Source organism: Clostridium sardiniense (assembly GCF_016907995.1).
Lineage (GTDB): Bacteria > Bacillota > Clostridia > Clostridiales > Clostridiaceae > Clostridium > Clostridium sardiniense.
The window spans coordinates 12,761-35,765 of sequence record NZ_JAFBDA010000025.1 but is presented as its reverse complement, the minus strand read 5'-3'; the positions used below and the strand labels follow the sequence as shown (position 1 = coordinate 35,765).

23 protein-coding genes are annotated in these 23,005 nt (G+C 29.9%); 3 read left to right on the top strand and 20 right to left on the bottom strand.

From position 1 onward, the window contains the following. Positions 1 to 35 precede the first annotated feature (35 nt). The 4 genes from selB to JOC62_RS15785 form a co-directional block, all read right to left on the bottom strand. A complete protein-coding gene (selB, locus tag JOC62_RS15800; protein ID WP_204596256.1) occupies positions 36 to 1,922 on the bottom strand; it encodes a selenocysteine-specific translation elongation factor in 1,887 nt (628 codons plus the stop codon). Then, positions 1,919 to 3,307, bottom strand: a complete 1,389-nt coding sequence (selA, locus tag JOC62_RS15795; RefSeq protein ID WP_204596255.1) for an L-seryl-tRNA(Sec) selenium transferase — start codon at positions 3,305 to 3,307, stop codon at positions 1,919 to 1,921. Before selA ends, selB begins: the two co-directional genes overlap by 4 nt. A 22-nt stretch (positions 3,308 to 3,329) precedes the next feature. Further along, on the bottom strand, positions 3,330 to 4,355 hold the full coding sequence (gene selD / locus JOC62_RS15790; protein ID WP_204596254.1) for a selenide, water dikinase SelD: 1,026 nt from the start codon (positions 4,353 to 4,355) through the stop codon (positions 3,330 to 3,332). A gap of 68 nt (positions 4,356 to 4,423) precedes the next feature. Further along, complete coding sequence (locus tag JOC62_RS15785; protein WP_204596253.1) at positions 4,424 to 5,146, bottom strand: helix-hairpin-helix domain-containing protein; 723 nt, start codon at positions 5,144 to 5,146, stop codon at positions 4,424 to 4,426. A 123-nt stretch (positions 5,147 to 5,269) separates the two neighbouring features. On the opposite strand from JOC62_RS15785, the gene JOC62_RS15780 reads away from it, so the two are divergent. After that, positions 5,270 to 6,568 (top strand): D-alanyl-D-alanine carboxypeptidase family protein, encoded by a 1,299-nt coding sequence (locus tag JOC62_RS15780; RefSeq protein WP_204596252.1) that lies wholly within the window; start codon positions 5,270 to 5,272, stop codon positions 6,566 to 6,568. A 44-nt stretch (positions 6,569 to 6,612) separates the two neighbouring features. Here the strand turns inward: JOC62_RS15780 and JOC62_RS15775 are convergent, their stop codons facing one another. The 14 genes from JOC62_RS15775 to JOC62_RS15710 all read right to left on the bottom strand — a co-directional run bounded on the left by JOC62_RS15775 (position 6,613) and on the right by JOC62_RS15710 (position 18,987). Beyond that, positions 6,613 to 7,521, bottom strand: coding sequence for an RluA family pseudouridine synthase (locus tag JOC62_RS15775; protein WP_204596251.1), 909 nt, complete (start codon positions 7,519 to 7,521; stop codon positions 6,613 to 6,615). A gap of 28 nt (positions 7,522 to 7,549) precedes the next feature. Beyond that, on the bottom strand, positions 7,550 to 9,091 hold the full coding sequence (locus tag JOC62_RS15770) for an LCP family protein (RefSeq protein ID WP_243425093.1): 1,542 nt from the start codon (positions 9,089 to 9,091) through the stop codon (positions 7,550 to 7,552). Positions 9,092 to 9,125: 34 nt separating this feature from the next. Beyond that, positions 9,126 to 9,716, bottom strand: a complete 591-nt coding sequence (gene yqeK / locus JOC62_RS15765) for a bis(5'-nucleosyl)-tetraphosphatase (symmetrical) YqeK (RefSeq protein WP_243425092.1) — start codon at positions 9,714 to 9,716, stop codon at positions 9,126 to 9,128. Continuing rightward, entirely contained in the window at positions 9,706 to 10,305 is a 600-nt protein-coding gene (gene nadD / locus JOC62_RS15760) for a nicotinate-nucleotide adenylyltransferase (RefSeq protein WP_204596250.1), read from the bottom strand. The genes yqeK and nadD overlap by 11 nt, the downstream gene beginning before the upstream one ends. Positions 10,306 to 10,308: 3 nt before the next feature. Next, positions 10,309 to 10,617 (bottom strand): ribosome assembly RNA-binding protein YhbY, encoded by a 309-nt coding sequence (yhbY, locus tag JOC62_RS15755; protein ID WP_204596249.1) that lies wholly within the window; start codon positions 10,615 to 10,617, stop codon positions 10,309 to 10,311. A gap of 11 nt (positions 10,618 to 10,628) precedes the next feature. Further along, positions 10,629 to 11,915, bottom strand: a complete 1,287-nt coding sequence (obgE, locus tag JOC62_RS15750; RefSeq protein WP_204596248.1) for a GTPase ObgE — start codon at positions 11,913 to 11,915, stop codon at positions 10,629 to 10,631. Positions 11,916 to 12,131: 216 nt separating this feature from the next. After that, entirely contained in the window at positions 12,132 to 12,431 is a 300-nt protein-coding gene (gene rpmA, locus JOC62_RS15745; RefSeq protein WP_204596247.1) for a 50S ribosomal protein L27, read from the bottom strand. 4 nt (positions 12,432 to 12,435) lie between these two features. Further along, positions 12,436 to 12,822 (bottom strand): ribosomal-processing cysteine protease Prp, encoded by a 387-nt coding sequence (locus JOC62_RS15740; RefSeq protein ID WP_204596246.1) that lies wholly within the window; start codon positions 12,820 to 12,822, stop codon positions 12,436 to 12,438. A 3-nt stretch (positions 12,823 to 12,825) separates the two neighbouring features. After that, positions 12,826 to 13,137 carry a 50S ribosomal protein L21 gene (gene rplU / locus JOC62_RS15735; RefSeq protein WP_204596245.1) on the bottom strand — a complete coding sequence of 104 codons (312 nt, stop codon included), beginning with the start codon at positions 13,135 to 13,137 and terminating at the stop codon, positions 12,826 to 12,828. Positions 13,138 to 13,265: 128 nt separating this feature from the next. Next, positions 13,266 to 14,714, bottom strand: a complete 1,449-nt coding sequence (locus tag JOC62_RS15730) for a ribonuclease E/G (protein WP_204596267.1) — start codon at positions 14,712 to 14,714, stop codon at positions 13,266 to 13,268. A 14-nt stretch (positions 14,715 to 14,728) separates the two neighbouring features. Continuing rightward, positions 14,729 to 15,430: a TIGR03936 family radical SAM-associated protein gene (locus tag JOC62_RS15725; RefSeq protein ID WP_204596266.1), complete on the bottom strand. Its 702-nt coding sequence runs from the start codon at positions 15,428 to 15,430 to the stop codon at positions 14,729 to 14,731. After that, positions 15,405 to 17,270: a TIGR03960 family B12-binding radical SAM protein gene (locus tag JOC62_RS15720; protein WP_204596244.1), complete on the bottom strand. Its 1,866-nt coding sequence runs from the start codon at positions 17,268 to 17,270 to the stop codon at positions 15,405 to 15,407. The genes JOC62_RS15725 and JOC62_RS15720 overlap by 26 nt, the downstream gene beginning before the upstream one ends. 118 nt (positions 17,271 to 17,388) lie before the next feature. Continuing rightward, positions 17,389 to 18,246 (bottom strand): site-2 protease family protein, encoded by an 858-nt coding sequence (locus JOC62_RS15715; protein WP_204596243.1) that lies wholly within the window; start codon positions 18,244 to 18,246, stop codon positions 17,389 to 17,391. A 33-nt stretch (positions 18,247 to 18,279) separates the two neighbouring features. Beyond that, a complete protein-coding gene (locus JOC62_RS15710; RefSeq protein ID WP_204596242.1) occupies positions 18,280 to 18,987 on the bottom strand; it encodes a M23 family metallopeptidase in 708 nt (235 codons plus the stop codon). Between the two features lie 258 nt (positions 18,988 to 19,245). On the opposite strand from JOC62_RS15710, the gene JOC62_RS15705 reads away from it, so the two are divergent. Together JOC62_RS15705 and JOC62_RS15700 are read left to right on the top strand one after the other, a co-directional pair. Continuing rightward, a complete protein-coding gene (locus tag JOC62_RS15705) occupies positions 19,246 to 20,736 on the top strand; it encodes a C69 family dipeptidase (RefSeq protein WP_204596241.1) in 1,491 nt (496 codons plus the stop codon). A 21-nt stretch (positions 20,737 to 20,757) separates the two neighbouring features. Continuing rightward, positions 20,758 to 21,216, top strand: coding sequence for a hypothetical protein (locus JOC62_RS15700; RefSeq protein ID WP_204596240.1), 459 nt, complete (start codon positions 20,758 to 20,760; stop codon positions 21,214 to 21,216). 146 nt (positions 21,217 to 21,362) lie between these two features. On the opposite strand, the gene rodA is transcribed toward JOC62_RS15700, so the two are convergent. Beyond that, entirely contained in the window at positions 21,363 to 22,508 is a 1,146-nt protein-coding gene (gene rodA, locus JOC62_RS15695; RefSeq protein WP_423883116.1) for a rod shape-determining protein RodA, read from the bottom strand. A 219-nt stretch (positions 22,509 to 22,727) separates the two neighbouring features. Beyond that, complete coding sequence (gene minE / locus JOC62_RS15690; RefSeq protein ID WP_204596238.1) at positions 22,728 to 23,000, bottom strand: cell division topological specificity factor MinE; 273 nt, start codon at positions 22,998 to 23,000, stop codon at positions 22,728 to 22,730. Positions 23,001 to 23,005: the final 5 nt, after the last annotated feature.

Sequence of the window (23,005 nt, the reverse complement as noted above, 5' to 3'; positions counted from 1 at the left end):
CATATTTTTTAATTATAACATTCTTGCTGCTATTCTTACAACATTACGCGTCTATTTTCAACTCTTTTTGTTATTTTTCTACAATCTAACTCTTCTAAAAAAGCTAAAGCTATCTTTCTATTTGTTTTTAAGATATCCCTACATTCTCCAAGAGTTATCTCTCCTTTATCCTTTAAATACTCTTTTACTTTTAATACTCCATAATTAAAGACTTCAACTTTTATTATCACGTCATCATTTAACTGAAGTATCTCCCCCTCTTGCTCTAAAATATTTATAATTTTCTTGTGCTCTAATTCACTAATATTATTTCTCTGTTTTATAAAATCTAAATCAACATTTATAAATCCAATTTCAAGCTCTTTTAATAAATCTCTTTTAAAGTTTTTCTGATTTAAATTTAATCTTCTCTTGAAATTAGATAATGAGATTATTTCCCCGGAAATTGTCATAACTTCGTCTTTGTTTAATAACTTTAAAATTTCATTAAATTCTTTAGATTTAATATCCTTCTTTATTATGATTTTTCTTAATGACTCCTTGGGCATTCCGATTTCTAATGGATTTTTATTATGATAGTCTGAGAGTGACTCTAATAACTCATCTTTTATTATACCTAACTGTTTAACTGAGAATATAATATTTTCCTTACAATTTTCAATAATTACTACTTTTTTCCTATAAAGTGATTTTTCTATAGCCTCATCTATATTAGTTTTGTTAGAATCATTCATATTAAACAGTTCACTTGTATATAAAAATTCCTCTTTCCCCAATCTATCTAGTATATTATCTTCAAGACTTCCCTTTTCTTTTAATATAATATTATCTAAATATAACTTATTACTTTCTCTTATCTTATTTCCATTAGGCTCAATTACTCTTCCACCACCAATATTATACATAGGAGAGTAATTTCTTAAGTAATAGTAATCTCCCTTTTTACTTACTATACCTTCTTCTAATCGTATTTGTACGTACTTCTTATCTTCATCAAAAATATATATTCTTCCCATAACTTCTTTTGTTCCATGATAAACTCTAACTCTTTGTCTATTCTTTATATTATGTACTTTATTGTTCGTTATGTTAAAGGAGCAATCTAATATAAACGATGCCTCCATATCTTCTTCACTACTTATCACTTCTCCACGCTTAATATCATCTTTTGCTATTCCCGTAAGATTAATTGCACATCTATTTCCACATACCCCTATGCTCTCCTTCTTTCCATAGCTTTGAATCTCTCGAACTCTTACAACCTTATTTGATGGATACAACTTTAATATATCTCCTTCTCTTACTTCCCCTTCAAGAGCTGTTCCAGTAACTACAGTTCCAGAACCTTTTATAGAAAATACTCTATCTATACACATTCTAAATTGGAGATCATATAAATCATTTTCCTTCTTATTATCTAAGGTTCTCTCAAAAAAATCTATTAACTCTTGTATACCTTCTTTTGTTTTTGTTGATGTTTTTATTATTCTTGCATTTTCTAATATGCTACCTTTAAAAGCCTCTCTTATATCATCAATGATTAACTGTATAAGCTCCTCATCACTTTTATCGCACTTTGTTAAGGCTATTACTCCATTTTTTATATTAAGTCCATTTATTATTTCTAAGTGCTCTATGGTTTGAGGCATTATCCCTTCATCTGCTGCAATTACAAATAATACTGTATCTACTCCAGTTATTCCTGCAATCATATTTCTTATAAACTTTTCATGCCCTGGAACATCAACAAAAGCTACTCTTCTCTTTGACTTAAGAATTAAATCAGTAAATCCTAAATCTATTGTTATCCCTCTTCTTTTCTCTTCTTCTAACCTATCAGTGTCAACACCTGTAAGTTCCTTTATAAGAGATGTTTTTCCATGATCTATATGTCCACAAGTTCCTATCATTAATGTTTTCATATCTTTTCTCCTATATTTTTAAAGGCTTCCTTTATTACGTCTATATCATCAAGTATAAGACATCTTCCATCAATAATAATATTTCCTTTATTAACTCTAACAACTATTGGTATGTGATTTTTTCTAAGTTCTTCTTCTATTACATGTTCCTTTAATAGCTCACTATTAATCTTTAAAACATATGTATCAAGCTCTAGAAGTGGCAGAGATCCTCCTCCAACTAGGGATTTTTCTAAGCTTTTCTCTATGTTAAATTTATCATCTAAAAATGATAATTCTTTAATTAATAAATCAATTTTATTTTCTATATCTTTAAGTGGCATAGTTAACATATTTATAGTTGGTATATTGAAACTGCATCCTTTAACATATTCTTTAAGAGTTCCTTCAAGGGCAGCTAATGTAAATTTATCAACTCTAAGTGCTCTATTTAATTGATTTTTCTTAATCTTTTCTATCCATATCTTTTTACCTACAATTATTCCACACTGTGGACCACCTAAAAGCTTATCTCCGCTAAATGTAAGAATATCAACACCATCTTCTATACATTCTCTTGCTGTCTTTTCATCAGATGCTCCATCTATATCTAATCTTTCAATAAGTCCACTTCCTAAATCCTCAATTATAGGAATATTGTATTTTAAACTAACATCTACAAGTTCCTTGGACTTAACTTCTTTTGTAAAACCTAATATCTTATAATTTGATGTATGTACTTTAAGTATTGCTCTTGTATTTTCACTTATTGCTTCTTCATAATCTTTAAGATGTGTTCTATTTGTAGTTCCAACTTCTACAAGAGTTCCACCACTTAATTTCATTATTTCTGGTATCCTAAAGGAACCTCCAATCTCAACTAGTTCCCCTCTTGATATTATTGCTTCTTTATCTTTACATATTGTATTTAGAACTAATAAAACTGCTGCTGCATTATTATTTACAACTAGTCCATCCTCCGCTCCTGTTAAATACTTTATATCTTCAATTACATTCTTATATCTACTTCCACGCTTTCCTGACTCTAAATCATATTCCAAATTTGAATAATGAGTTGCTGCTTTAATTAAAGCCTTTTTACTACCTTCTGATAATATTGACCTTCCAAGGTTTGTATGTATAACTATTCCCGTTCCATTTATAACTCTTTTAAAATTCATATCATCTAATAAACTAATAATCCTTTTAAATTCCATTAAACATTCTTCCTGCAAAGAAAAAATGGAGGAAGTATCCTCCATTTTTAAAATTCTTTTTCTTATAATGTCTATGGAGAGTCTTAATTTTTCTACAACTAAATCCCTTGGTAATCTATTAAGATACTTTTGAACCTCTTCTTCTTTTAAAAGAGTATCAACTTTTGGTAATCTTCTTAATAGTTCCATATAAAACTCCTCCGTTAAACTTTTATTTGACAACTATATTGTATTCTTCCTTTTCTATTACATGCCCTACTACCCAAGACTTTATATCCTTCTCTTTAAATTCTTTTAGAATATTATTTCCAACCTCTTCACTACAGGATATAAGAAGTCCTCCTGATGTTTGAGGATCGAATAGTATATCTTCAAGCCAATTTGGAACATCATAAAGCTTATAGCTATTACTAATATAAGCTTTATTTTGGTAAGCACCTTGTGGTATAAGTCCAAAGTTTGCATATTCCTTTGCTTCTTTTATGTAAGGTATACTTTCTTTGTATAACTCAAATGTAATATTTGATCCTTCAGCCATTTCATTTACATGACCCATAAGACCAAATCCAGTTATATCTGTACAAGCTGTAATCTCATATTTTCTTATAACTTCTCCAGCATATTTATTAAGAAGTGCCATCCATTTTATAGCTTCATCTAAACTTTCTTTTGATGCCATCTCCCCTTTAGCTGCAGTATTTATAATTCCTACTCCTAAAGGCTTTGTAAGTATTAATATATCACCTGGCTTAGATCCACAATTTTTCAGGATTTTATCTGGATGAACTACTCCTGAAACTGAAAGTCCATACTTTGGTTCATCATCTTGAACAGAATGACCTCCAATAACAACAGCACCAGCCTCTAATACTTTATCTGCACCACCTCTAAGGATTTCACCAAGTATACTTCTATCTAAGCAGTTAGGGAAGCATACAATATTTAATGCTACCTTTGGTTCTCCTCCCATTGCATAAACATCACTTAATGAATTTGCAGCTGCTATTTGTCCAAATGTATAAGGATCATCCACAACCGGTGTAAAGAAATCTAAAGTCTGAATAAGTGCTATATCATCACTTAATTTATATACTGCCCCATCATCTGAGGTATCAATTCCTACTAATAAGTTGTCATCTACCATACTTGGTATACTTTTTAAAATATCTGAAAGAGCACCCGGCTCTATTTTAGCTGCTCAACCAGCAGTCTTTGCATAATTGGTTAACTTAATCATTTATGTCACCCCTTCTCTAAAGGTTTATATATTTATTGTACATCATGATTATAAAATCTCAAAATACTTTATACTGATATAGAATCCTTTATCTTTAAGAAGGTTCCTTCACCAATTCCACTTACATTTTTAATATCTTCGATAGATTTAAAGTTCCCATTTTCTTCTCTATAACTTATGATAGCCTTAGCCTTTGATGGACCTATACCATTTATTTTAACAAGGTCACTCTCGTCTGCTGTATTAATATTTATTATTCCGTTGCTATCATTGCTACTATTTAAACTTCCATTACCTGATACTGTAGGTATAGATTTTTCTTTAGAATCATTTTTAGTTTCTTTAATCTCTGCACTCTCTTCCTTACTTGGTATTACAACACATTTATTATTTGTAAGCTTTTCTGCTCTATTTACTAAATCTAGTGATGCTTTTTCCGTAAGTCCTCCAGCTTCTTTTATAAGATCCTCAACTATACTACCTTCATCTAGATAATACACTCCTTGATTCCTAACTTCTCCTTTTATATCAACAGCTATTTTATTATCTTTAAGCTTTATAGCTTCTCCGCTTTCTTTGTTTTCACCTTTTGATTCATTCCCACTTGATATTTTCTCTTTACTACTTTTACTTTCAGACTCTTCTTCATTAATATCTTCTTCAACAAAAATACTATCATTATTATTTTTATTAAGCTCTCTTCTACCACTAAATAAGTAATTTATAAAAAATCCACTTCCTAAAATTATAAGTATAGCTATTAATCCAATGCTCTTCTTTTTTGAATCCATATAAAATCTCCTAGTTTTTTTCTAGATTATTAACATTTTTTAAATAATTTATGATACAATTGTGGAAAATAAAAGAACTTTTTGTTAAAATAAAAAAGTCAAACTTAATAATAAGGAGAGCTTATGAGTAAAAAATTTAAATCTGTGGTAAAATTTCTATTTTTTATACCTATTTTCTATAGTTTAATTTTAACTAGTGCAAACGCACAAGAAGCCCCTCCAGAGCTAAATGCAGAATCTGCAATATTAATTGATAGTAAAACTGGTCAAGTTTTATATTCTAAAAATGATGATGTTAAACATTTCCCTGCGTCCACAACTAAAGTCCTTACAGCACTAGTTGTACTAGAGAATAGTAAGCTCAGTGATATTGTTACAGTAGGAGCTAACCCTCCTTTTGCAAAGGGCAGTTCAATTGGCTTAAAAGAAGGAGAAAAGTTTAGTGTTGAAACACTTCTTACAGGTCTTTTACTTGAATCTGGTAATGATTGTGCTGAAGCTTTAGCTGAACATGTTGGGGGATCTATTGATGGCTTTGCAAAAATGATGAATAAAAAGGCAAAATCTATTGGCTGTAAAAATTCTAATTTTGAAAATCCAAGTGGTCTACCTGATGATAAGCATGTAACAACGGCTTATGATTTAGCTTTAATAATGAATGAGGCAATAAAGAACCCTGATTATATTAGAATTTCAAAATTATTATCTGTAGAACTTCCACCTAGTAATTTAGATGGAGCTAAAAGATGGGCTAATAATCATAATTACTTAATTAATCCAAATTCTAAATACTATTATCCTAATGCTCTTGTTGGTAAAAGTGGTTATACAGATGTTGCTAGACATACCTTTACTATATCTGGCCAAAAAGATGATCAGGTATTAGTTGCAACATTTTTGAAAGCAGAAGATAAAGATGCAAATTATAAAGATATGGCAAATCTTTTAGAGTATGGATTTAATAATTTTAAGGAGCATAAGTTATATTCTAAAGATCAAGAAATCGATGATATAAAGGTTACAGATGATATTAACATACCTATAGTTATTGATAATGATGTATTTTTTACTGCTGAAAAATCTAATTTAGATGGTATAAATCCTACTTTAGATTACAAATTACCTAGAATGATAAAAAAGAAATCACTAAAGAAAGGTGATGTAATAACAACTGCTAAGGTCATTGTAAATGGAAAAGCTGTATCTGAAGTTAATTTATTAAGTGGTATAGATAGAGAATATAGCTTTAAAATAGCAATATCAGAAATGATTACAAATAATTTATTTAATATTATTGGGATATCATTAGTTATACTTATAATTTTAATCATTATTAGAATTATTATAGTTAGAAATAGAAGAAAAAAGAGAGCTTTCTATAATAAATTAAAACGTATTAAGAAGAAAAAAAATATTTATTAATATAAAAAACATCAATTACTTAATTGTAACTGATGTTTTTTGATTTATTTAATCTTTTCAATTAATTGTTTTAAATCATCTGGAAGATTTGCTCTTAAGCTCAATGGTTTTTCAGTCTTTGGTGATTTAAAATCTAATCCATATGCATGAAGTGCCTGCCTATTTATAAAATCCTTCTCTTCATCTCCATCGCCGTATAAGAAATCTCCATATATAGGATGACCTAAATGAGATAGATGAACTCTTATTTGATGTGTTCTACCAGTTTCAAGTAGACATTCAACTACATCTCCGCCTTTAAGGCTCTCTAACACTTTGTAATGCGTTATACTTCTTTGTCCTCTATCATCTACAACTCTCTTTATACTATCGAACCCATCACCTTCTTGAGGCTTATATATTGGAAGATCTATAGTTCCTTCTTTTTCTTCAAGGTTTCCATGGACAACTGCAATATATCTTTTTTTAATATTGTTTTTCTCCATCTCCTTTGATAGTGCCATATGTGCAAATTGATTTTTTGCAATTAAAATAAGTCCTGAAGTATTCATATCTAGTCTACTTACAAGTCTTACTATACAATTTGATCCAGTTTCCTTAAAATAATTTATAACACCATTTGCTAAGGTTCCTGATTGATAACTTTTTGTAGGATGAACAACTAGAAATGGTCTTTTATTCACAACTAGTATTTCCTCATCTTCATATACGATATCTAAATCCATTTTTTCTGGTGCAATATCTTGATTTTCTTCTCTATCCAAGTTTATCTTTAGGTTATCCCCTGTAGATACCTTAAAATTCATTCTAACTACTTCATCATTTATAAATATTCTTTCTTCCCTAGCTGCTCTACTTATAAGTCTTGATGAAAAGTTTAATCCCTCTTTTAAGTAATTTCTAATTTTAACTCCATCATATTCTGATGGGACAGTTTTTTCTAAGGTACTCAAAGCTTAAAGTCCTCCTAATTTATAAATCTTAATAATTTTTAGCATCATTTCCAAGTATAACTATTACATCATACCCTGTATCTGCGTACTTTGAATTAATACTCTCATAATCAGTTATTGATTTAAAATTCTTTTTAAGAGAATTCTTTATATTGTCATTGTCGACCATGATTACACTCTTATCTCTAAGATCTGTATTTCCTGTATCAACATTTTTATAACCAAGTTGTTTAAGTTCTATTTGGTAAGTTGCTGCAAGTCCACTTATTTTTGTTGCATTTAACACCTTTATTCTTACATCTTCAGGCTTTATATCTGCACTTCCAGTATCTGATGAGTTAAGTGCTTTTATTAAATCTGCATTTGCTTCTTTATTAAATATAAAGTAAGATTGACCCTCTATCATTTTAGAGTCTCCTTTAACTGTAGTCATTTTAATATTACTTGGCTTTAATGTGGCTAATTTTAGTCCATATTTAAATATTGTACTTCCAGTCATATTAGTCTCTACATTTTGCTCTACTGCTTTAAGTATTCCTGGTATCCTAAATATTATTGCTGGACTAGTACATTTTTTAACAACTTGCTCTAAGAATGCATGTTGATTCTTTATTCTATCTATATCTCCATTTGGAAGCCCTGTTCCATCATTATTTTTTCTCCATCTAAAGAATTCTTCTGCCTTCTTACCATCTAGATGAACCGTTGTTCCCTTTTTGAAGTCAATACGTAGATTTTGAGATTTATCAGTGTAATCCATATTGTGTTCTATCTTCATATCAACTCCACCAATTGCATCAATAAAATCTCTGAAGCCTTTATAATTTACTTTAGCTAGATAATTTATTTTAACATTTAGTAATTGCTCTACTTCTGTTATTACTCTTTGATCTCCTCCAATTGGATACGCAGCATTCATCTTCCATCTACGTCCATTTATAGTGATTAGAGTATCTCTTGGGATTGATACTATATTTACTTTTTTAGTTTTAGGGTTAAAGTTTACAAGCATCATAGTATCAGTTCTTTTAATAGCTTCATCATTTGGATTATTTACATCCCCAACGTCCATTCCAAGAAGTAAAATATTTACGGTCTGATCCATAGGAACTTCCACTGGCGCTATCATCTTATCAGTACTTATATTGTTAACAAGTTTTGCTATTCTTACTCCACCTATTACAAGAAGTATTAAAAATGCTGCAATTATTATTCCAAATATTTTCTTAAATGATATTCTCTTTTTCTTCTTTTTCTTTGATATATTCTTTTTTGAATTCCTACTTTTATTTTGCAAATTGCTAGGTACAGCTTTTCTAGATGGATTCTTTCTACTTTCAAAGTCTCTATCTGTAAAGCCTTCTTGCGATCTCCTTGGAGACTCAACTCTTCTTCTTGCATCATTAGCAGGAATATATCCTTCATCTAAACTTCTCTTGCTTACTTTTTTTCCCCTTTTTAGCTCTTCATTTCTTTTTGCAATACGTCTTTTTCTTCTTATAGCTTCTTCTCTTTCACTTTCGTTTCTTTTTCTTCTGGAAGAATCATTAGATCTTCTATCATCCGTCAAATTTTCTACACCCCATCTCCAGTATAAATTTGAGTTATACCTCTCCTCTATTTAATATTAAATAGTTTCTTGCTTTAACAGTATTTAAATCTATAAGCTGCCCTTTAGATAATAAGTATTTTATAGTATGATTCATACCCATAAGAACTCCTTCATCTAAATTCTCTAATACTTTCTCTCTAATTTCCTGAACTCCATCATAAACTCTTGATGGTTCTATCATATCTGCAATATAAATAATCTTTTCTAGAGTACTCATATTTTCTTTTCCAGTTGTGTGCCATCTCATTGCTTCAAGCACTTCTTCATCATCTATATTAAACTTTTCTTTAGCAAGTATTCTTGAAACAATTCCATGCCAAAGCTCTGGTGTTTTTTTCTCATCCATTGTTAATTCTATATTATTTTCTTTAATAATACTCATTAATTCTTCAATTGTTAAGTTCTTACCTACATCATGGCATAATGCAGCTAATGCTGCCTTATCTTCATCTACACCATTTAACTTAGCTAGCTTCTTTGCTGTAGATACAACTCCTAATGTGTGTATATATCTTTTTGGTTTTAAATTTTCTTTTAAATAATCATAAATACAAGTAATTTCCATATTAGTTCTACTTTTCATAAAGCTTCTCTCTTTCAATAATATTAAGTACCTCTTTTGGCACAAAAAAGTCCACTTTTTTCCCTTCTCTAATCCTTCTTCTAATATCTGTTGATGAAATTTCTAAATCTAATATATTTAAAAATATAATTCTTCCATTATATTTTTTTTCAGCTTCTTCTTTTTCTTTTTGTAAATCTTCTTCTTTGAAACCTGGTCTTGTAAATACAACAAAATTACAAAGAGAAAAAATCTCACTTACATTTTTCCACTTGTCTAAATCAACAAGGCAATCTGCACCTGTTATAAAGTATAGCATTACATCATCACTATTAAAGTGTTCTAATGTTTTATATGTGTAACTGAGTTCTCTTTTTTCTATTTCATAATCCGAAACCTCAAAATCCTCAAAATCTTTAATAGCTTCTTTAACCATTTCATACCTTAAAGAAGCCCCCGTTACTTTACTTAAAGTTTTATGTGGGGGACTTCCATTTGGTATAAAGATCACCTTATCTAAGCCTAATTTAACCTTTGCCTCATAAGCTATATAAAGATGTGCATTGTGGATAGGATCAAAGGTTCCTCCAATAATCCCATACTTTTTCATCTATTATTGGTTTTTAAATTTTCTTGGTATCTCTATTTTTGGTTTCTTTGAAGATCTTTTATATAAAACTATTTTACTTCCAATTGCTTGAACGCCCTCACATTTTATTTCTTTACATATAAAATCTGAAGCTTCTCTTGCAGTAAATCCACTATTTTCTAAAACTTTTATCTTAATAAGTTCTCTAGCTTCTAGTGCATCTCTTACTTGTTTTAAAAAGCTCTCCTCTATTCCATTTTTACCAATTTGGAATATTGGTTGCATATCATTAGCTAAGCTTCTTAAATAAGCTCTTTGTTTTCCTATTAGCATTCTTGTTCCTCCTATAATAAGTATTCGAATTCGAAGTCGTTAAGGCTTACCATATCACCATCTTGAATTCCCATTTCTCTTAATTCGCTAAGTACGCCCTTATTGTTTAATACTTTATGGAAATATCTTAATGAATCTGCATCATTTACATTAACTGCATTTAACAGTCTGTCTACGAAGCTACCTTCAACAAAGTAAGTATCGTATTCTTCGCCTTTTTCAACTCTTATTTCGTAAGTGAACTTCTTATCTTCTGGGATGTATCTTTCTTCATCTGATATTTCAAGTCCTGTTATAGGAATTTCCTTAAGCATTCTTGCACATTCTTTAATTACTTCATCAACACCATTTCTAGTTGCAGCTGACATTTTATAAACTTTATCAAATCCTAATTCATTAACCTTTTTCTTAAAGTTTTCAAATACTTCTTCATCAAATAAAAGATCTGTCTTATTAGCTACTACTATTTGAGGTCTATCCCAAAGTTTAACTGAGTATTTCTTAAGTTCTTCATTTATTTTAATGAAATCTTCAATTGGATCTCTTCCTTCAAGTCCTGATATATCAACAACATGAACTAATAATCTAGTTCTTTCTATGTGTCTTAAGAATTCAAGTCCAAGTCCTACCCCTTCACTTGCACCTTCAATTATTCCTGGAATATCTGCCATTACAAATGCTTCAACGCCATCTGCTGCAACTACTCCTAAGTTTGGTTTTAATGTTGTGAAATGATAGTTAGCTATCTTTGGTTTTGCTTTAGTTGTCATTGATAGGAACGTTGACTTTCCTACATTTGGGAATCCTAAAAGTCCAACGTCTGCAAGTAGTTTTAATTCTAAAACTATATCCATTTCTTCTCCAGGCATACCTGGCTCTGCAAAGTTTGGTGCCTGTCTTGTAGGTGTACAGAACTTACAGTTTCCTTTTCCGCCTTTTCCACCTCTTAGAAGAACATATTCATCATCTTTTTCTGAAAGGTCACAAATAATTTTGTTGCTTTCAGCCTCTCTAATAATTGTTCCCATTGGCACTTTTATGTAAAGATCTTCTCCATCTCTACCGTAACACTTTGATGTACCACCATTTTCTCCTGGCGCTGCTACGAATTTTCTCTTATATTTAAAATCCATTAAGGTTGTTATTCCAGTATCAACTGTGAAAATTATACTTCCACCTTTTCCACCATCTCCACCATCTGGTCCACCAAGTGGAACATATTTTTCTCTTCTAAAAGAAACTGCTCCATCTCCGCCTCTACCAGACCTTATAAATACTTTGGCCTTATCTATAAACATATACTCACCTCTCCTTTTGTAAAAATCTCTATATTCATATTATTCCTTAAGATATGAATAATAAATCTACTTATTTAAAAATATTTTCTTCATTATAACATAATACTATTATATATGAAGAAAAAAAGCACTATTTAATAATATTATTTAAGTAATTCTTTATTTTTTGACATTTAAAAAGCACCCAAATTCATGGGTGCTTTATATAAATAACTACTATTCAGCTATTTCTTCTACATTTACTGGGTAAACAGAAGCTTTCTTCTTGTCTCTTCCCACTCTTTCGAACTTAACAACTCCATCGATTTTAGCGAATAGAGTATCATCCTTACCCCTTCCAACGTTGTTTCCTGGGTGGATCTTAGTTCCTCTTTGTCTTACGATGATGTTTCCAGCAAGTACGAATTCTCCGTCAGCTGATTTAACACCTAGTCTTTTTGACTCAGAATCTCTACCATTCTTTGAGCTACCTACCCCTTTTTTGTGGGCAAATAATTGAAGGTTCATTATCATCATGTCACTACACCTCCTCTTTTAATAATTTTATATATTCTCTACGTTTATTATCTCCAAACATTTGATCCAAGCTAGAAATTACACTTTCTAAACTCTTCTCGAAGGTTTTAAGTAAAACCTGTGACTCTCTTAATTCCTCTTCTGAGAAATCAGATAAGTCTAATTTCAAATATCCGTCTCCAATCTCGTATGTACAATTCAGTTTTAAAACTTCATCTATACCTATAAGAACACTTTGTGATAAGACTGAAACTGAGTTACAAACCATATCAAAAGCTTCTCCTACCAATAAGACATCATTATTAAAATCTCTGTCTTCTGGCATTGCGTGATTATCAATGACGAATCCTTTAATGTTGTTACTTTCATAAAAAATCTTTGCTTTAATCATAAATTATGCTTCGATCTTTTCGATAACTAACTTAGTGTAAGGTTGTCTGTGACCAGCTTTTCTTCTGTAGTCCTTTTTAGCCTTATACTTGAATACTGTTACCTTCTTAGCTTTACCTTGTGATACAACTTTAGCAACAACTTTAGCTCCTTCAACCATTGGCTTACCAACTGTTAAAGTTTCTCCATTAGAAACAGCTAATACTTCTGTTAATTCAACTTGTGAATCTACTTCTGCTTCAAGCTTTTCAACGAATAATACGTCTCCTTCTTGAACTCTGTATTGCTTTCCTCCTGTTAATACTACTGCGTACATTAAAACACCTCCTCATAACGGTCTCGCCACTACGGGTACAAAGTAAAACTTTGTTTTATAAAAAACCCTATCGTGAGCGGTTTACTAACCTATCTTAACATATCGTCTATTTTTTGTAAAGAAATTAATTAATATTTTTCAATACCTTTAACCTTATAATCTGCAAGGTTTTCCTTTTGATTTTTAAATATTAAAGGTTCTATTTTATATCCATCAATTCCTTCTGAGAATTTAAGGAACATTTCTTTATCTAAGCCATCTATATTTTTTAAGAAACTAAATAGGTCTCCCTTTACATCTTCTCTATAAATGTTATCAAGTTCTATAAAGAAGCTTCCTATAGTATTGTCTTCAACAGATCTTAATATATCATTTCTTATTAAATCTTCAATATATGATAATTTAAGAATATTACCTGAACCTTTGCAAAGTAGACATTTATCTTCTATTGAATCATATATGCTTTTTCCCCTGCGCTTTCTTGTAATTTGTACTAAATCAAGTTCTGTGAAAGGATATATCTTACTATTTCCTTTGTCGCTCTTAAGTGAGTCTTTTAATTCTTTCATTACATTGGCTCTTTGACTATGATCTCTCATATCGATAAAGTCTATAAGAATTATTCCACTTAGATTTCTAAGCATTATTTGCTTTCCAATTTCTTTTGCAGCTTCTAAATTTGTCTGAAGAATTGTTTTATCAAAACTTCTTCCTTTAATATTCTTTCCACTATTTACATCTATAACATACATAGCTTCTGTTTTTTCAATAACAATATCTCCACCACAATTTAATTTTACTTTGTTATGTCTAAGCTTTAATATTTCTTTTTCAATATTGTAATAATCAAATAGTGTACGTAGTCCATCGTATACTATAACTTCAACATCTTTTTCTCCATCTAAAAATGACTTAACATAAGTTTCATCTTCAATGTTATCAACATAGATTTTTAGATTTCCCTTTGTTATATTATCTCTTAAGACCTTATTTAAAGATACATCTTCTCCATACACCTTTGAAAGCTCAGTACTATAGTTAAGTTTTCTGTTCATTTCACCCAATATTCCTTTTAGCTTATTTCTTTCAGCTTTAAGGATTTCTATTGGAACATTAACAGCCTCAGTTCTTACAACAATATTAATTCCATCAACCTCTTCAAGTTCTGCTTCAATTAATTTCTTTTTAACTTCATCAGTTATTCTTTTTGAAAATGATATACCGTTCTTACCTTTTGTAAATACCAGATACTTTCCAGGTATATTGAATTTATTAGTAAGCTTTGCGCCTTTTTCATTTAAAGGTTCCTTTAAAACTTCAACTAGAAATTCATCACCTTTTTTAATATTTAACTTTTTTAAGTCTTCGCTATAGTACATATAGCCTTCTTTATCTAATCCTATATCTAAAAATAATGAATTTATTGCAGGTACTATATTTTTAACTCTTCCCTTATAGATTTCTCCATAAGTTGGTTCACTACTTTTTTCTTCTATAAAACACTCTTCTAATTCATTATTATTTTTAACTGCAATCCTTATGGATTTTTCTCTTCTTTCAATAAAAATTTCTCTCATCAAAATTCCACTTCCTATACACATTTATAAAGAGGTACTAATGTATCATCTTTCATGAAGTACATTTCTTCTCTCTTTACTTGAACGAAAGCTTCTTCATCACAGTTAGTTGTATTTTCTTTTATAAGTTTTACTAACAAGTCTGGTGCTAAATGCTCTCTACTTCCTGAGCTTATTAATACATTTAATACAACTTCATTATCTTTAATCCAGTATTTTAATTCATGAACTAAAGGCTTTATATCAACATCTCTTACACCTTTTTTACTTCTCTTTGTCATTACCCAATCTTCTCTACTTAGAAGAGTTTTCATTTCATCTTCAAAGTTTGAAGTATCTGTGTAATGCATCTTTATTGTATATCTTGCTGCATCTATTAAAGCCATAGCTTGTGGTAATTTCTTAACATTTTCTATTACTTCAATTCCTACTGCACTTAAAAATCTTACTCCACTTGCAGTGCTTTTATTAAGTCTCTCTACTATTTCTTTTGGATCAACTTCTTCTTTAAAAACTACGTCCATATACTCACCTTCTGAGTATACTCCAACTGAAAGTGGTTGTGCTATTGAAAGAGACATATGTGGATTAAATCCCTTTGAGTAATCAACAGGTAATCCTGATCTTCTAATAACTCTTTGAATTGTTCTCATTAAATCTAAATGAGCTACAAATTTTATATCTGCTTCTTTAGTGAATTTTATTAGATATCGCACCTTCAAAACACTTCCCTTCTTTAAAGTTAACGTTAATTCCACATCCTGTACAACCTTTTCTACAGTTTTGTGTAAGCTCAACTCTTCTAGCTTTCTCATTTTCTTCAACTAAGTATGCTCTATCAACTCCGATATCAATGAAATCCCAAGGTAATATTTCATCATAATCTCTCTCTCTATAAGCATAGAAATCTCCATCAACACCACATGCCTCTAAAGCTTCTTGCCAAGCATAGAAGTTAAAATATTCTGACCAACCATCAAACTTACATCCTTTTTCAAATGCCTTTATTAAAACATCACAAAGCTTTCTATCTCCTCTTGCAAATACAGCTTCCATATATGAAGTCTTTTGTGCATGATAGTTATATGTAATGCTTCTTGATTTTATTGAACCCTTAACTGCATTTATCTTCTCATTAACAACTTCAATCTTCTCCATTGGAGCCCATTGGAATGGTGTAAATGGTTTTGGTACAAGTATTGAAGTACTTACTGTAATCTTAAGTCCTTTTTTTCTAACTTCCTTTGGAATAGTATAGTATTCACTTACCATCTTCTCTGCAAGTTCACCAATAGCAGCACAATCTTCTATATTTTCATAAGGAAGACCTATTATAAAGTAAAGCTTTATTGTACTCCATCCATTTTCAAAAGCACTCTTAGTTGCTTCAAGTATTCTCTCTTCAGTTAACCCTTTATTTATTACGTCTCTCATTCTTTGAGAACCAGCTTCTGGTGCAAAAGTTAATCCTGTTTTTCTAACCTTTTGGATTTCCTTTATTAAATCAACTGAAAAGGCATCAACTCTTATTGAAGGTAGTGCTATACCAACTTTATTAGCTTCATGTTCTTCCATTAATCCATGAATAAGTCCTTGAATATCTGAATGGTCACATATACTTAATGACGCTAATGATATTTCTTGATATCCTGTTGCTTTTACTAATTCTCTTGCTTGATTAATTAGCGTTTCCCTAGTTTTTTCTCTAACTGGTCTATAAATCATACCTGCTTGGCAGAATCTACATCCATTAGTACATCCTCTAGCTGTTTCAAGTACTATTCTGTCATGAACAACTTCTGTATAAGGTACTATCATATCCTCAATTGGGAATTCTACAGTATCAAAGTCTCTTATTATTCTCTTCTTAACTACTTTAGGAACATCAGCATACTTTGGAGTAAATTCTTTTATTGTTCCATCCTCATTGTAAGTTACATCATATAATGAAGGTACATATATACCTCTTATCTTTGATATCTCTCTTAAGAATTCTTTCTTCTTTCCTTTGCCCTTATACTTAGCATATACATCTAAAACATCATTCATCATTTCTTCGCCTTCTCCAAGTTCAAAGAAATCTACTATATCATATAGAGGTTCTGGGTTGTATGCACAAGGTCCCCCAGCCATAACTATTGGCTCATCTTCTCCTCTTTCTGATGCTCTTATTGTTATACCTGACATATCAAGCATATTTAATATATTTGTATAGCTCATCTCATATTGTAGAGTAAAGCCTAGAATATCGAATTTATTAAGTGGGTCTTTAGTTTCTAAAGCATATAGAGATACATTATTAATTCTCATTTCTCTTTCCATGTCTGGCCATGGTGCAAAAACTCTTTCGCAGTATGTATCTTTTCTATTATTTATTGTATGGTAAAGTATTCTTGTTCCTAAATGAGACATTCCTACTTCATAAACATCTGGAAAACAAAAAGCAAATCTAATGTCTACTTCTTTTGGGTCTTTAATTACTTGATTTAGTTCTCCACCAACATATCTTGCTGGTTTCTCAACCTTGCATAAGATGTTATCTGAAATTTTATTCATTAAATTACATCCTCCTAAAAATTACTTTGTATATAGTTTCATACTTAATATACTTATCCATATACATCCCTATATTCTAGCATAAATTAAATTTTTGTTCTACTAAAAAAGAAACCCATCACTGAGTTTCCTTTAATCTATTTATATACTCTTCTAAAGTTATATTACCATAATTTTTTAACCCTTCAAGTAATTCATCCTCATGAATTATTTTGAGAAGTTTAAGTTCTTCATCTAATACATAAAAAGTATTAAACTTGCTTTTATCAACTAATCTCATTACATTAAGTAGCTCATTTTTGTAAAATATTGATACTGTCCTATTTTCTATAAAATCATATTTTTTAAGCTTCCTTCTCTTTTTAATTATATCTCCCATTATTATATACATCGTCCAATTTTTCTCTAGAACAGTTGAATATATTATCAAAATTCCCATTAAAAATAAACTTAGATTCACTTTATGTAAAAAGATCATAATAAAAAATAATACTATTAGACACACTGAAGCAGTATAGCTTATCCAAGTAGTTATTTTTTTGCTTTTTATATATGAATTACATTTAGATAATATTATCTCTAATATTCTTGATCCATCTAAAGGATATGCAGGAAATAAATTAAATATAAAAAGACCTATATTTACTTCATATCCAATTTCCAATATAGGAATATGACTAACACTATATAAGGCATACAGTAAACATGCTAAAATAAAATTCATAGCTGGTCCACTTAAATATAATATAAGTTTCTCATTCTCTCTAAGATCATCAATCTCTGAAAGTTCTGCTTTTGCACCAGTTATTCCAAGCTCTAAATTATATACCTTACATCCTAGTTTGCTTCCAACATATATATGTGTAAATTCATGCAGTATTATAGATATAACTCCAATTAAGATTTTACTTTCAAAACTAATTGCAAGTAATAATAACACTACCTCTATAATCATTAATTTATAAGATTTCTTCATTTCTACCCTCAAAACATTGCTAGCTACAGATTCCTAATCTTTAAAATTAATATATTTTCCAGGCTCCTTAAATTGTCCCATATAACTAATTTTAAATTCTACTTTATAACCTTTATCATCAATCTTTGTATTAACTCCTATACACTCTCCTTTCTCAACCTTATCGCCTTTTTTAACTAATGGCTCACTTATCATATTATAGTAACTCTCTACTCCATTACCATGATCGATTACAACATCCTTTCCTTTATCGCTATCTTTCATATCTTTTATTTCACCATCAAATATTGCAAAAACCTCTTTTTTCTTTTCTGTTTTTATGATAACCCCATTTTCTAAAGTTTCTACTTCTCCTATTAAAGGAGCCATTAAACTCCCATTTATTTTATTTTCTATTCCTTCATCTTTTGATATTTTACTTTTAAATTCATTAAATACTTCTACAGCATTAAAGTCTCCAAACTCCATTTCTGTGGCCATAACTTCTTTTGCATTTAAGTAAATATCATTTGCTTCTTTATAAGGTGCATATTTTAATGCCATCATAATTAATGTAATTATTAATATCCCTATAGTTTGAGTTGCTAAAATAGAGAGCATTCCCCCCTCCTTCTTTTTTCTTCTACCTTCTCCATAGTGGAAGCTTGAATTACCTCCATTATTTGAAATTGGTACGTATTTACTATTATTTCCACATATGTTTTTGTAGTATTTTTCATACTGATCTCTATAACTTCCCATCCTTCTTATCTCCTTGTTATTTAGCACTACTTTATTATATTTAAAAAGCTAAGATTTTATGAAAACACATGTATAAATTCTCCTATAGAATTTCACAATTTAACATAATTATTATTTTAATTATATTAAGTTAATGTAAACCTATTCTATGAAATATTGAATTAATCCTACAATGGGTCTAGAATTTTATATGATAGCCTTAATATAATTTATATTTTTCTGCGGGAATATATTGGCTTTATTAAAAGGAGTGAAATTATGTTAACTAAAAAAATATCAAAATTACTTTTTCTAGCTTCAATTACCTCAAGTATTTTGCTCGGACCATTAGCGCTAAATGCATTTGCTTGTACCACAGTAGTTGTAGGTAAAAATGCTACTGCCGATGGGTCAACAATTGCTGCTCGTAATGAAGATGCTAAAACTGCTTGGGATAAAAGATTTGTTGTTCATCCTCATAGCACAAATAAAGATGGTGCAACTTATACGTCAAAGGGAAATGGATTTACATGCAAGCTTCCAAAGACAAATTATAAATATACTGCAACTCCAGAATGGACTGAAAAGGATGGTCAATTTGAAGAAGACGGCATAAATGAACATGGTGTAGCACTTAGTGCCACAGAAAGTGCTACTGCAAATGATAAAGCACTAAAAACAGACCCTCTTGTTAAAGATGGTATTGGAGAAGATTCTATAACATCAGTAGTTCTACCTCATGTAAAAACTGCAAAAGATGGCGTTAAGATGCTTGGAAAAATAGTGGATGAAAAAGGTTCATCTGAAGTTAACGGAGTTATAATATCTGATAAAGATGAAGTTTGGTACATGGAAATAGGATCTGGACATCATTGGGTGGCACAAAGAGTTCCTGATGATTCATATGCTGTAATTCCAAATAAATTATGTATAGATAAAGTAGATTTAAAAGATGATAAAAACTATTTAGGCTCTAAAGATTTAGTTAAATTCTCAGAAGATAAAGGATTATATGATCCTAAAAAAGATGGAGACTTTAGCTTTAAAAAAGCATTTGGCACTGAAAATGAAAAGGATGCCAAGTACAACAATCCAAGAATATGGGATGGTCAAAGAATATTAACTCCATCTAAAAAGCAAGATATAACAAGCAAAGACTTTAGCTTATTTATGAAGCCAGATAAGAAAATAGAAGTTAAAGATGTAGCAAAAGTCTTGCGTTCTCATTATAACGGCACAGAATATGATCCATACGGTGAATATAAGGATAAATATAGACCAATAAACGTTGCCTATACAATGGAATCTCACATATTACAATGTAGACCTAATATGCCAAGTGCTGTAGGTGCTGTCCATTGGTTAGCTCTTGGAGTTCCTGAAACCAGTGTATATGTTCCTTTCTATTCTGGTATAAATAATACTCCAAAAGCATACAGAGAAGGTACAAATATACCTGATTATACCTCAGCTTATTGGACTTATAGAAGAGCTGGTGCATTAACAACTCCTTATTACGATGAATATGTTAATAAATATACAAAACCTACCCTTAGAGCTGTTGAAGATAAACTTACAGAGCACCTAAAAGAAACTGATAAATATGTTTTAGACCTTTATAAGAGAAATCCTAAAGAGGCAGAAAATTATATGACAGATTATTGTACAAGAATGGCAGATTATTCACAAAAAAAGACTGAAGAAGTAAATAAAAATTTGATAACAGAAACAACTAAACAAACTCCTGTTCATCATGATTCAAATCTTTAACATATAAGGAGGACTAAAGTTATGATTAATAAAAATAAACTTTTTCATAAAAAACTTATACTTTCAATTATAGCTATATTTACAGTATCTATATTAATCTATGGATGTGGAAATAAAGAAGGCTCAGTAAATAGTATATCAAAAGAAATCGATGCTCTTCCAAAGGCCTCTTATATAACTTTAAATGATGATTCAAAAATAACTGAAATAAAAAATCAGTTTGATAAACTTTCAGAATCTGATCAAAAAAAGATTAAAAACATTGATAAATTAAACCAAGACCTAGATGTTATAAAAGCGATAAAAGAAGGACATAAGGCTGCCGATACAGATTTTAAAGTAAGCGAAAAAGTATCTCAAGAAATAAAAAACTTAAATATGAATAATGAAGGAGAAGTCCAAAAAGTAACTAAAGATTATGACTCTTTAACAGACGCACAAAAAACACTTGTAACAAATGCTAGTAAAATAAATAGATAATCTTTTATTAAGTAATAAAAAGTACTCTTATATAATAAATTTTATTAATTATATAAGAGTACTTTTTTAGAAAATATCCTTATTAAAATTTCCTTGCTAATTAATAAGTGGAAGCAATATTTAAATCACTTCCACTTACTTTATATCTAAAATCTGATTTTCTTTCTTCTCATACCTACATTTAATACTAGACCTATTGACATTATTGTAGTTAAAAGTGAGCTACCACCATAACTTATAAGAGGTAATGTTATACCTGTTATAGGCATAAGTCCTATAGTCATTCCTATATTTTGTAGTATTGCAAATAAGAAATATGACACTAATCCAACACATATTATTGATCCAAAGATATCTTTTGATGTTCGAGCAATAGCTACCATCCTACTTATAAGTAATCCATACATAGTTAGCAAGAATATAATACCTAGAAGCCCCCAGTTTTCTGCCGTTGATGCAAAAATAAAGTCTGTTTGAACTTCTGGTACATGTTGTGCCGCATATCCTGAACTTTCATCATTTGCAAGAGATGGTCTATTACCAGTAACCCCGCCAGATCCAATTGCAATTAAAGATTGGCTAAGATGATATCCAGATCCCGCCATATTAGCTTCTGGATTCATAAATGATGTTATTCTTGTTTTTTGATAATCTTGTATAAGCCCTGAATTCCATACAATTATTATTCCAATGAAAAGTGCGAGTAGTCCTCCACCTATTACTTTCATATCAAGTCCTGCAACATAAAATATACCAAGCACTATAAAGAATGATACCATAGTCATTCCCATATCTGGTTGAATTACAATAAATAGAACTGGTACCGCAGCATAAAAAACAAGGGTAAAGAAGTTTCTTAGATTATTTATCTCTAAATCCATTTCTTCTAATTTTTTAGCAAGCATAAGTATCATACCAATCTTTGCAAGTTCCGCTGGCTGCAAGGAAACTGGTCCAAATACAAGCCATCCTCTAGCTCCACCTCTAACAGAACCCAAAAATCTTGTTGCGATAAGTAAAACAACTCCAGCCCAATAGAAAATTGGAACATAATTATAAAGAACTCTGTAATCAATAGCCATGAATATATAAAGTGCTACAAGAGAAACTATAAACCATATCAATTGCTTCTTAGCATAGCTAAATCCGTAAGTTCCTTTAGTTGCAAGATATATGTTTAAAATACCAAATAGTACTAATATTATTGTTGAAAATAATAGTACTTTATCTATATCTCTAATTTTTTTAAAATCCAGCTTATATTTACTGTAAGTTCCTTGTCTATCAAACAATAAATCCCCTCTTAACAAAATCTTTCACCTCCCGAAAAACCTGTATTTCTATTATATATCATTATTTTGTTATTCTCTATAATAAATGCTTCTTAAATAAAAAAAATAATAAATTTTTAATATATAAATATATTCCATTTTTTATATATAGAAGGCTACATAATTTTATGTATGTAGCCTTTCTTAATTATAAGTTTTTCTCTTATTTTACTTCTTAACTTATTGACCTCTTATGTTTTTAATAGGTATATTAGCAACTAATGACGAAGCTGCTTCTCCCTCTTCAATATCGCTTTTACTTACTGATATTTCTACATCCTCAGCTGATATCTCTACATACTTTGAAAGAACTTCTAATATTTCCATTCTTATTTGCTCTAAAGTATCAGTTGGAAGATCTCCTCTATCATGTATAAGTATTAACTTTAATCTATCTTTAGCAATATCCTTTGGCTTAGGCTTACTATTTGTAAAACTACTAAAGAACCCCATTTCAA

Coding starts and splice junctions, on each gene's coding strand:
- JOC62_RS15710 (WP_204596242.1), bottom strand. CDS start 18,987: ATGGGAAGTTATAGAGATCAGTATGAAAAATACTACAAAAACATATGT.
- JOC62_RS15720 (WP_204596244.1), bottom strand. CDS start 17,270: ATGAATAAAATTTCAGATAACATCTTATGCAAGGTTGAGAAACCAGCA.
- yhbY (WP_204596249.1), bottom strand. CDS start 10,617: ATGCTAATAGGAAAACAAAGAGCTTATTTAAGAAGCTTAGCTAATGAT.
- JOC62_RS15740 (WP_204596246.1), bottom strand. CDS start 12,822: ATGATTAAAGCAAAGATTTTTTATGAAAGTAACAACATTAAAGGATTC.
- yqeK (WP_243425092.1), bottom strand. CDS start 9,716: ATGAAAAGTAGAACTAATATGGAAATTACTTGTATTTATGATTATTTA.
- JOC62_RS15780 (WP_204596252.1), top strand. CDS start 5,270: ATGAGTAAAAAATTTAAATCTGTGGTAAAATTTCTATTTTTTATACCT.
- JOC62_RS15715 (WP_204596243.1), bottom strand. CDS start 18,246: ATGAAGAAATCTTATAAATTAATGATTATAGAGGTAGTGTTATTATTA.
- JOC62_RS15785 (WP_204596253.1), bottom strand. CDS start 5,146: ATGGATTCAAAAAAGAAGAGCATTGGATTAATAGCTATACTTATAATT.
- obgE (WP_204596248.1), bottom strand. CDS start 11,915: ATGTTTATAGATAAGGCCAAAGTATTTATAAGGTCTGGTAGAGGCGGA.
- rpmA (WP_204596247.1), bottom strand. CDS start 12,431: ATGATGATAATGAACCTTCAATTATTTGCCCACAAAAAAGGGGTAGGT.
- selB (WP_204596256.1), bottom strand. CDS start 1,922: ATGAAAACATTAATGATAGGAACTTGTGGACATATAGATCATGGAAAA.
- JOC62_RS15700 (WP_204596240.1), top strand. CDS start 20,758: ATGATTAATAAAAATAAACTTTTTCATAAAAAACTTATACTTTCAATT.
- selA (WP_204596255.1), bottom strand. CDS start 3,307: ATGGAACTATTAAGAAGATTACCAAAAGTTGATACTCTTTTAAAAGAA.
- JOC62_RS15730 (WP_204596267.1), bottom strand. CDS start 14,714: ATGAGAGAAATTTTTATTGAAAGAAGAGAAAAATCCATAAGGATTGCA.
- JOC62_RS15705 (WP_204596241.1), top strand. CDS start 19,246: ATGTTAACTAAAAAAATATCAAAATTACTTTTTCTAGCTTCAATTACC.
- nadD (WP_204596250.1), bottom strand. CDS start 10,305: ATGAAAAAGTATGGGATTATTGGAGGAACCTTTGATCCTATCCACAAT.
- minE (WP_204596238.1), bottom strand. CDS start 23,000: ATGGGGTTCTTTAGTAGTTTTACAAATAGTAAGCCTAAGCCAAAGGAT.
- rplU (WP_204596245.1), bottom strand. CDS start 13,137: ATGTACGCAGTAGTATTAACAGGAGGAAAGCAATACAGAGTTCAAGAA.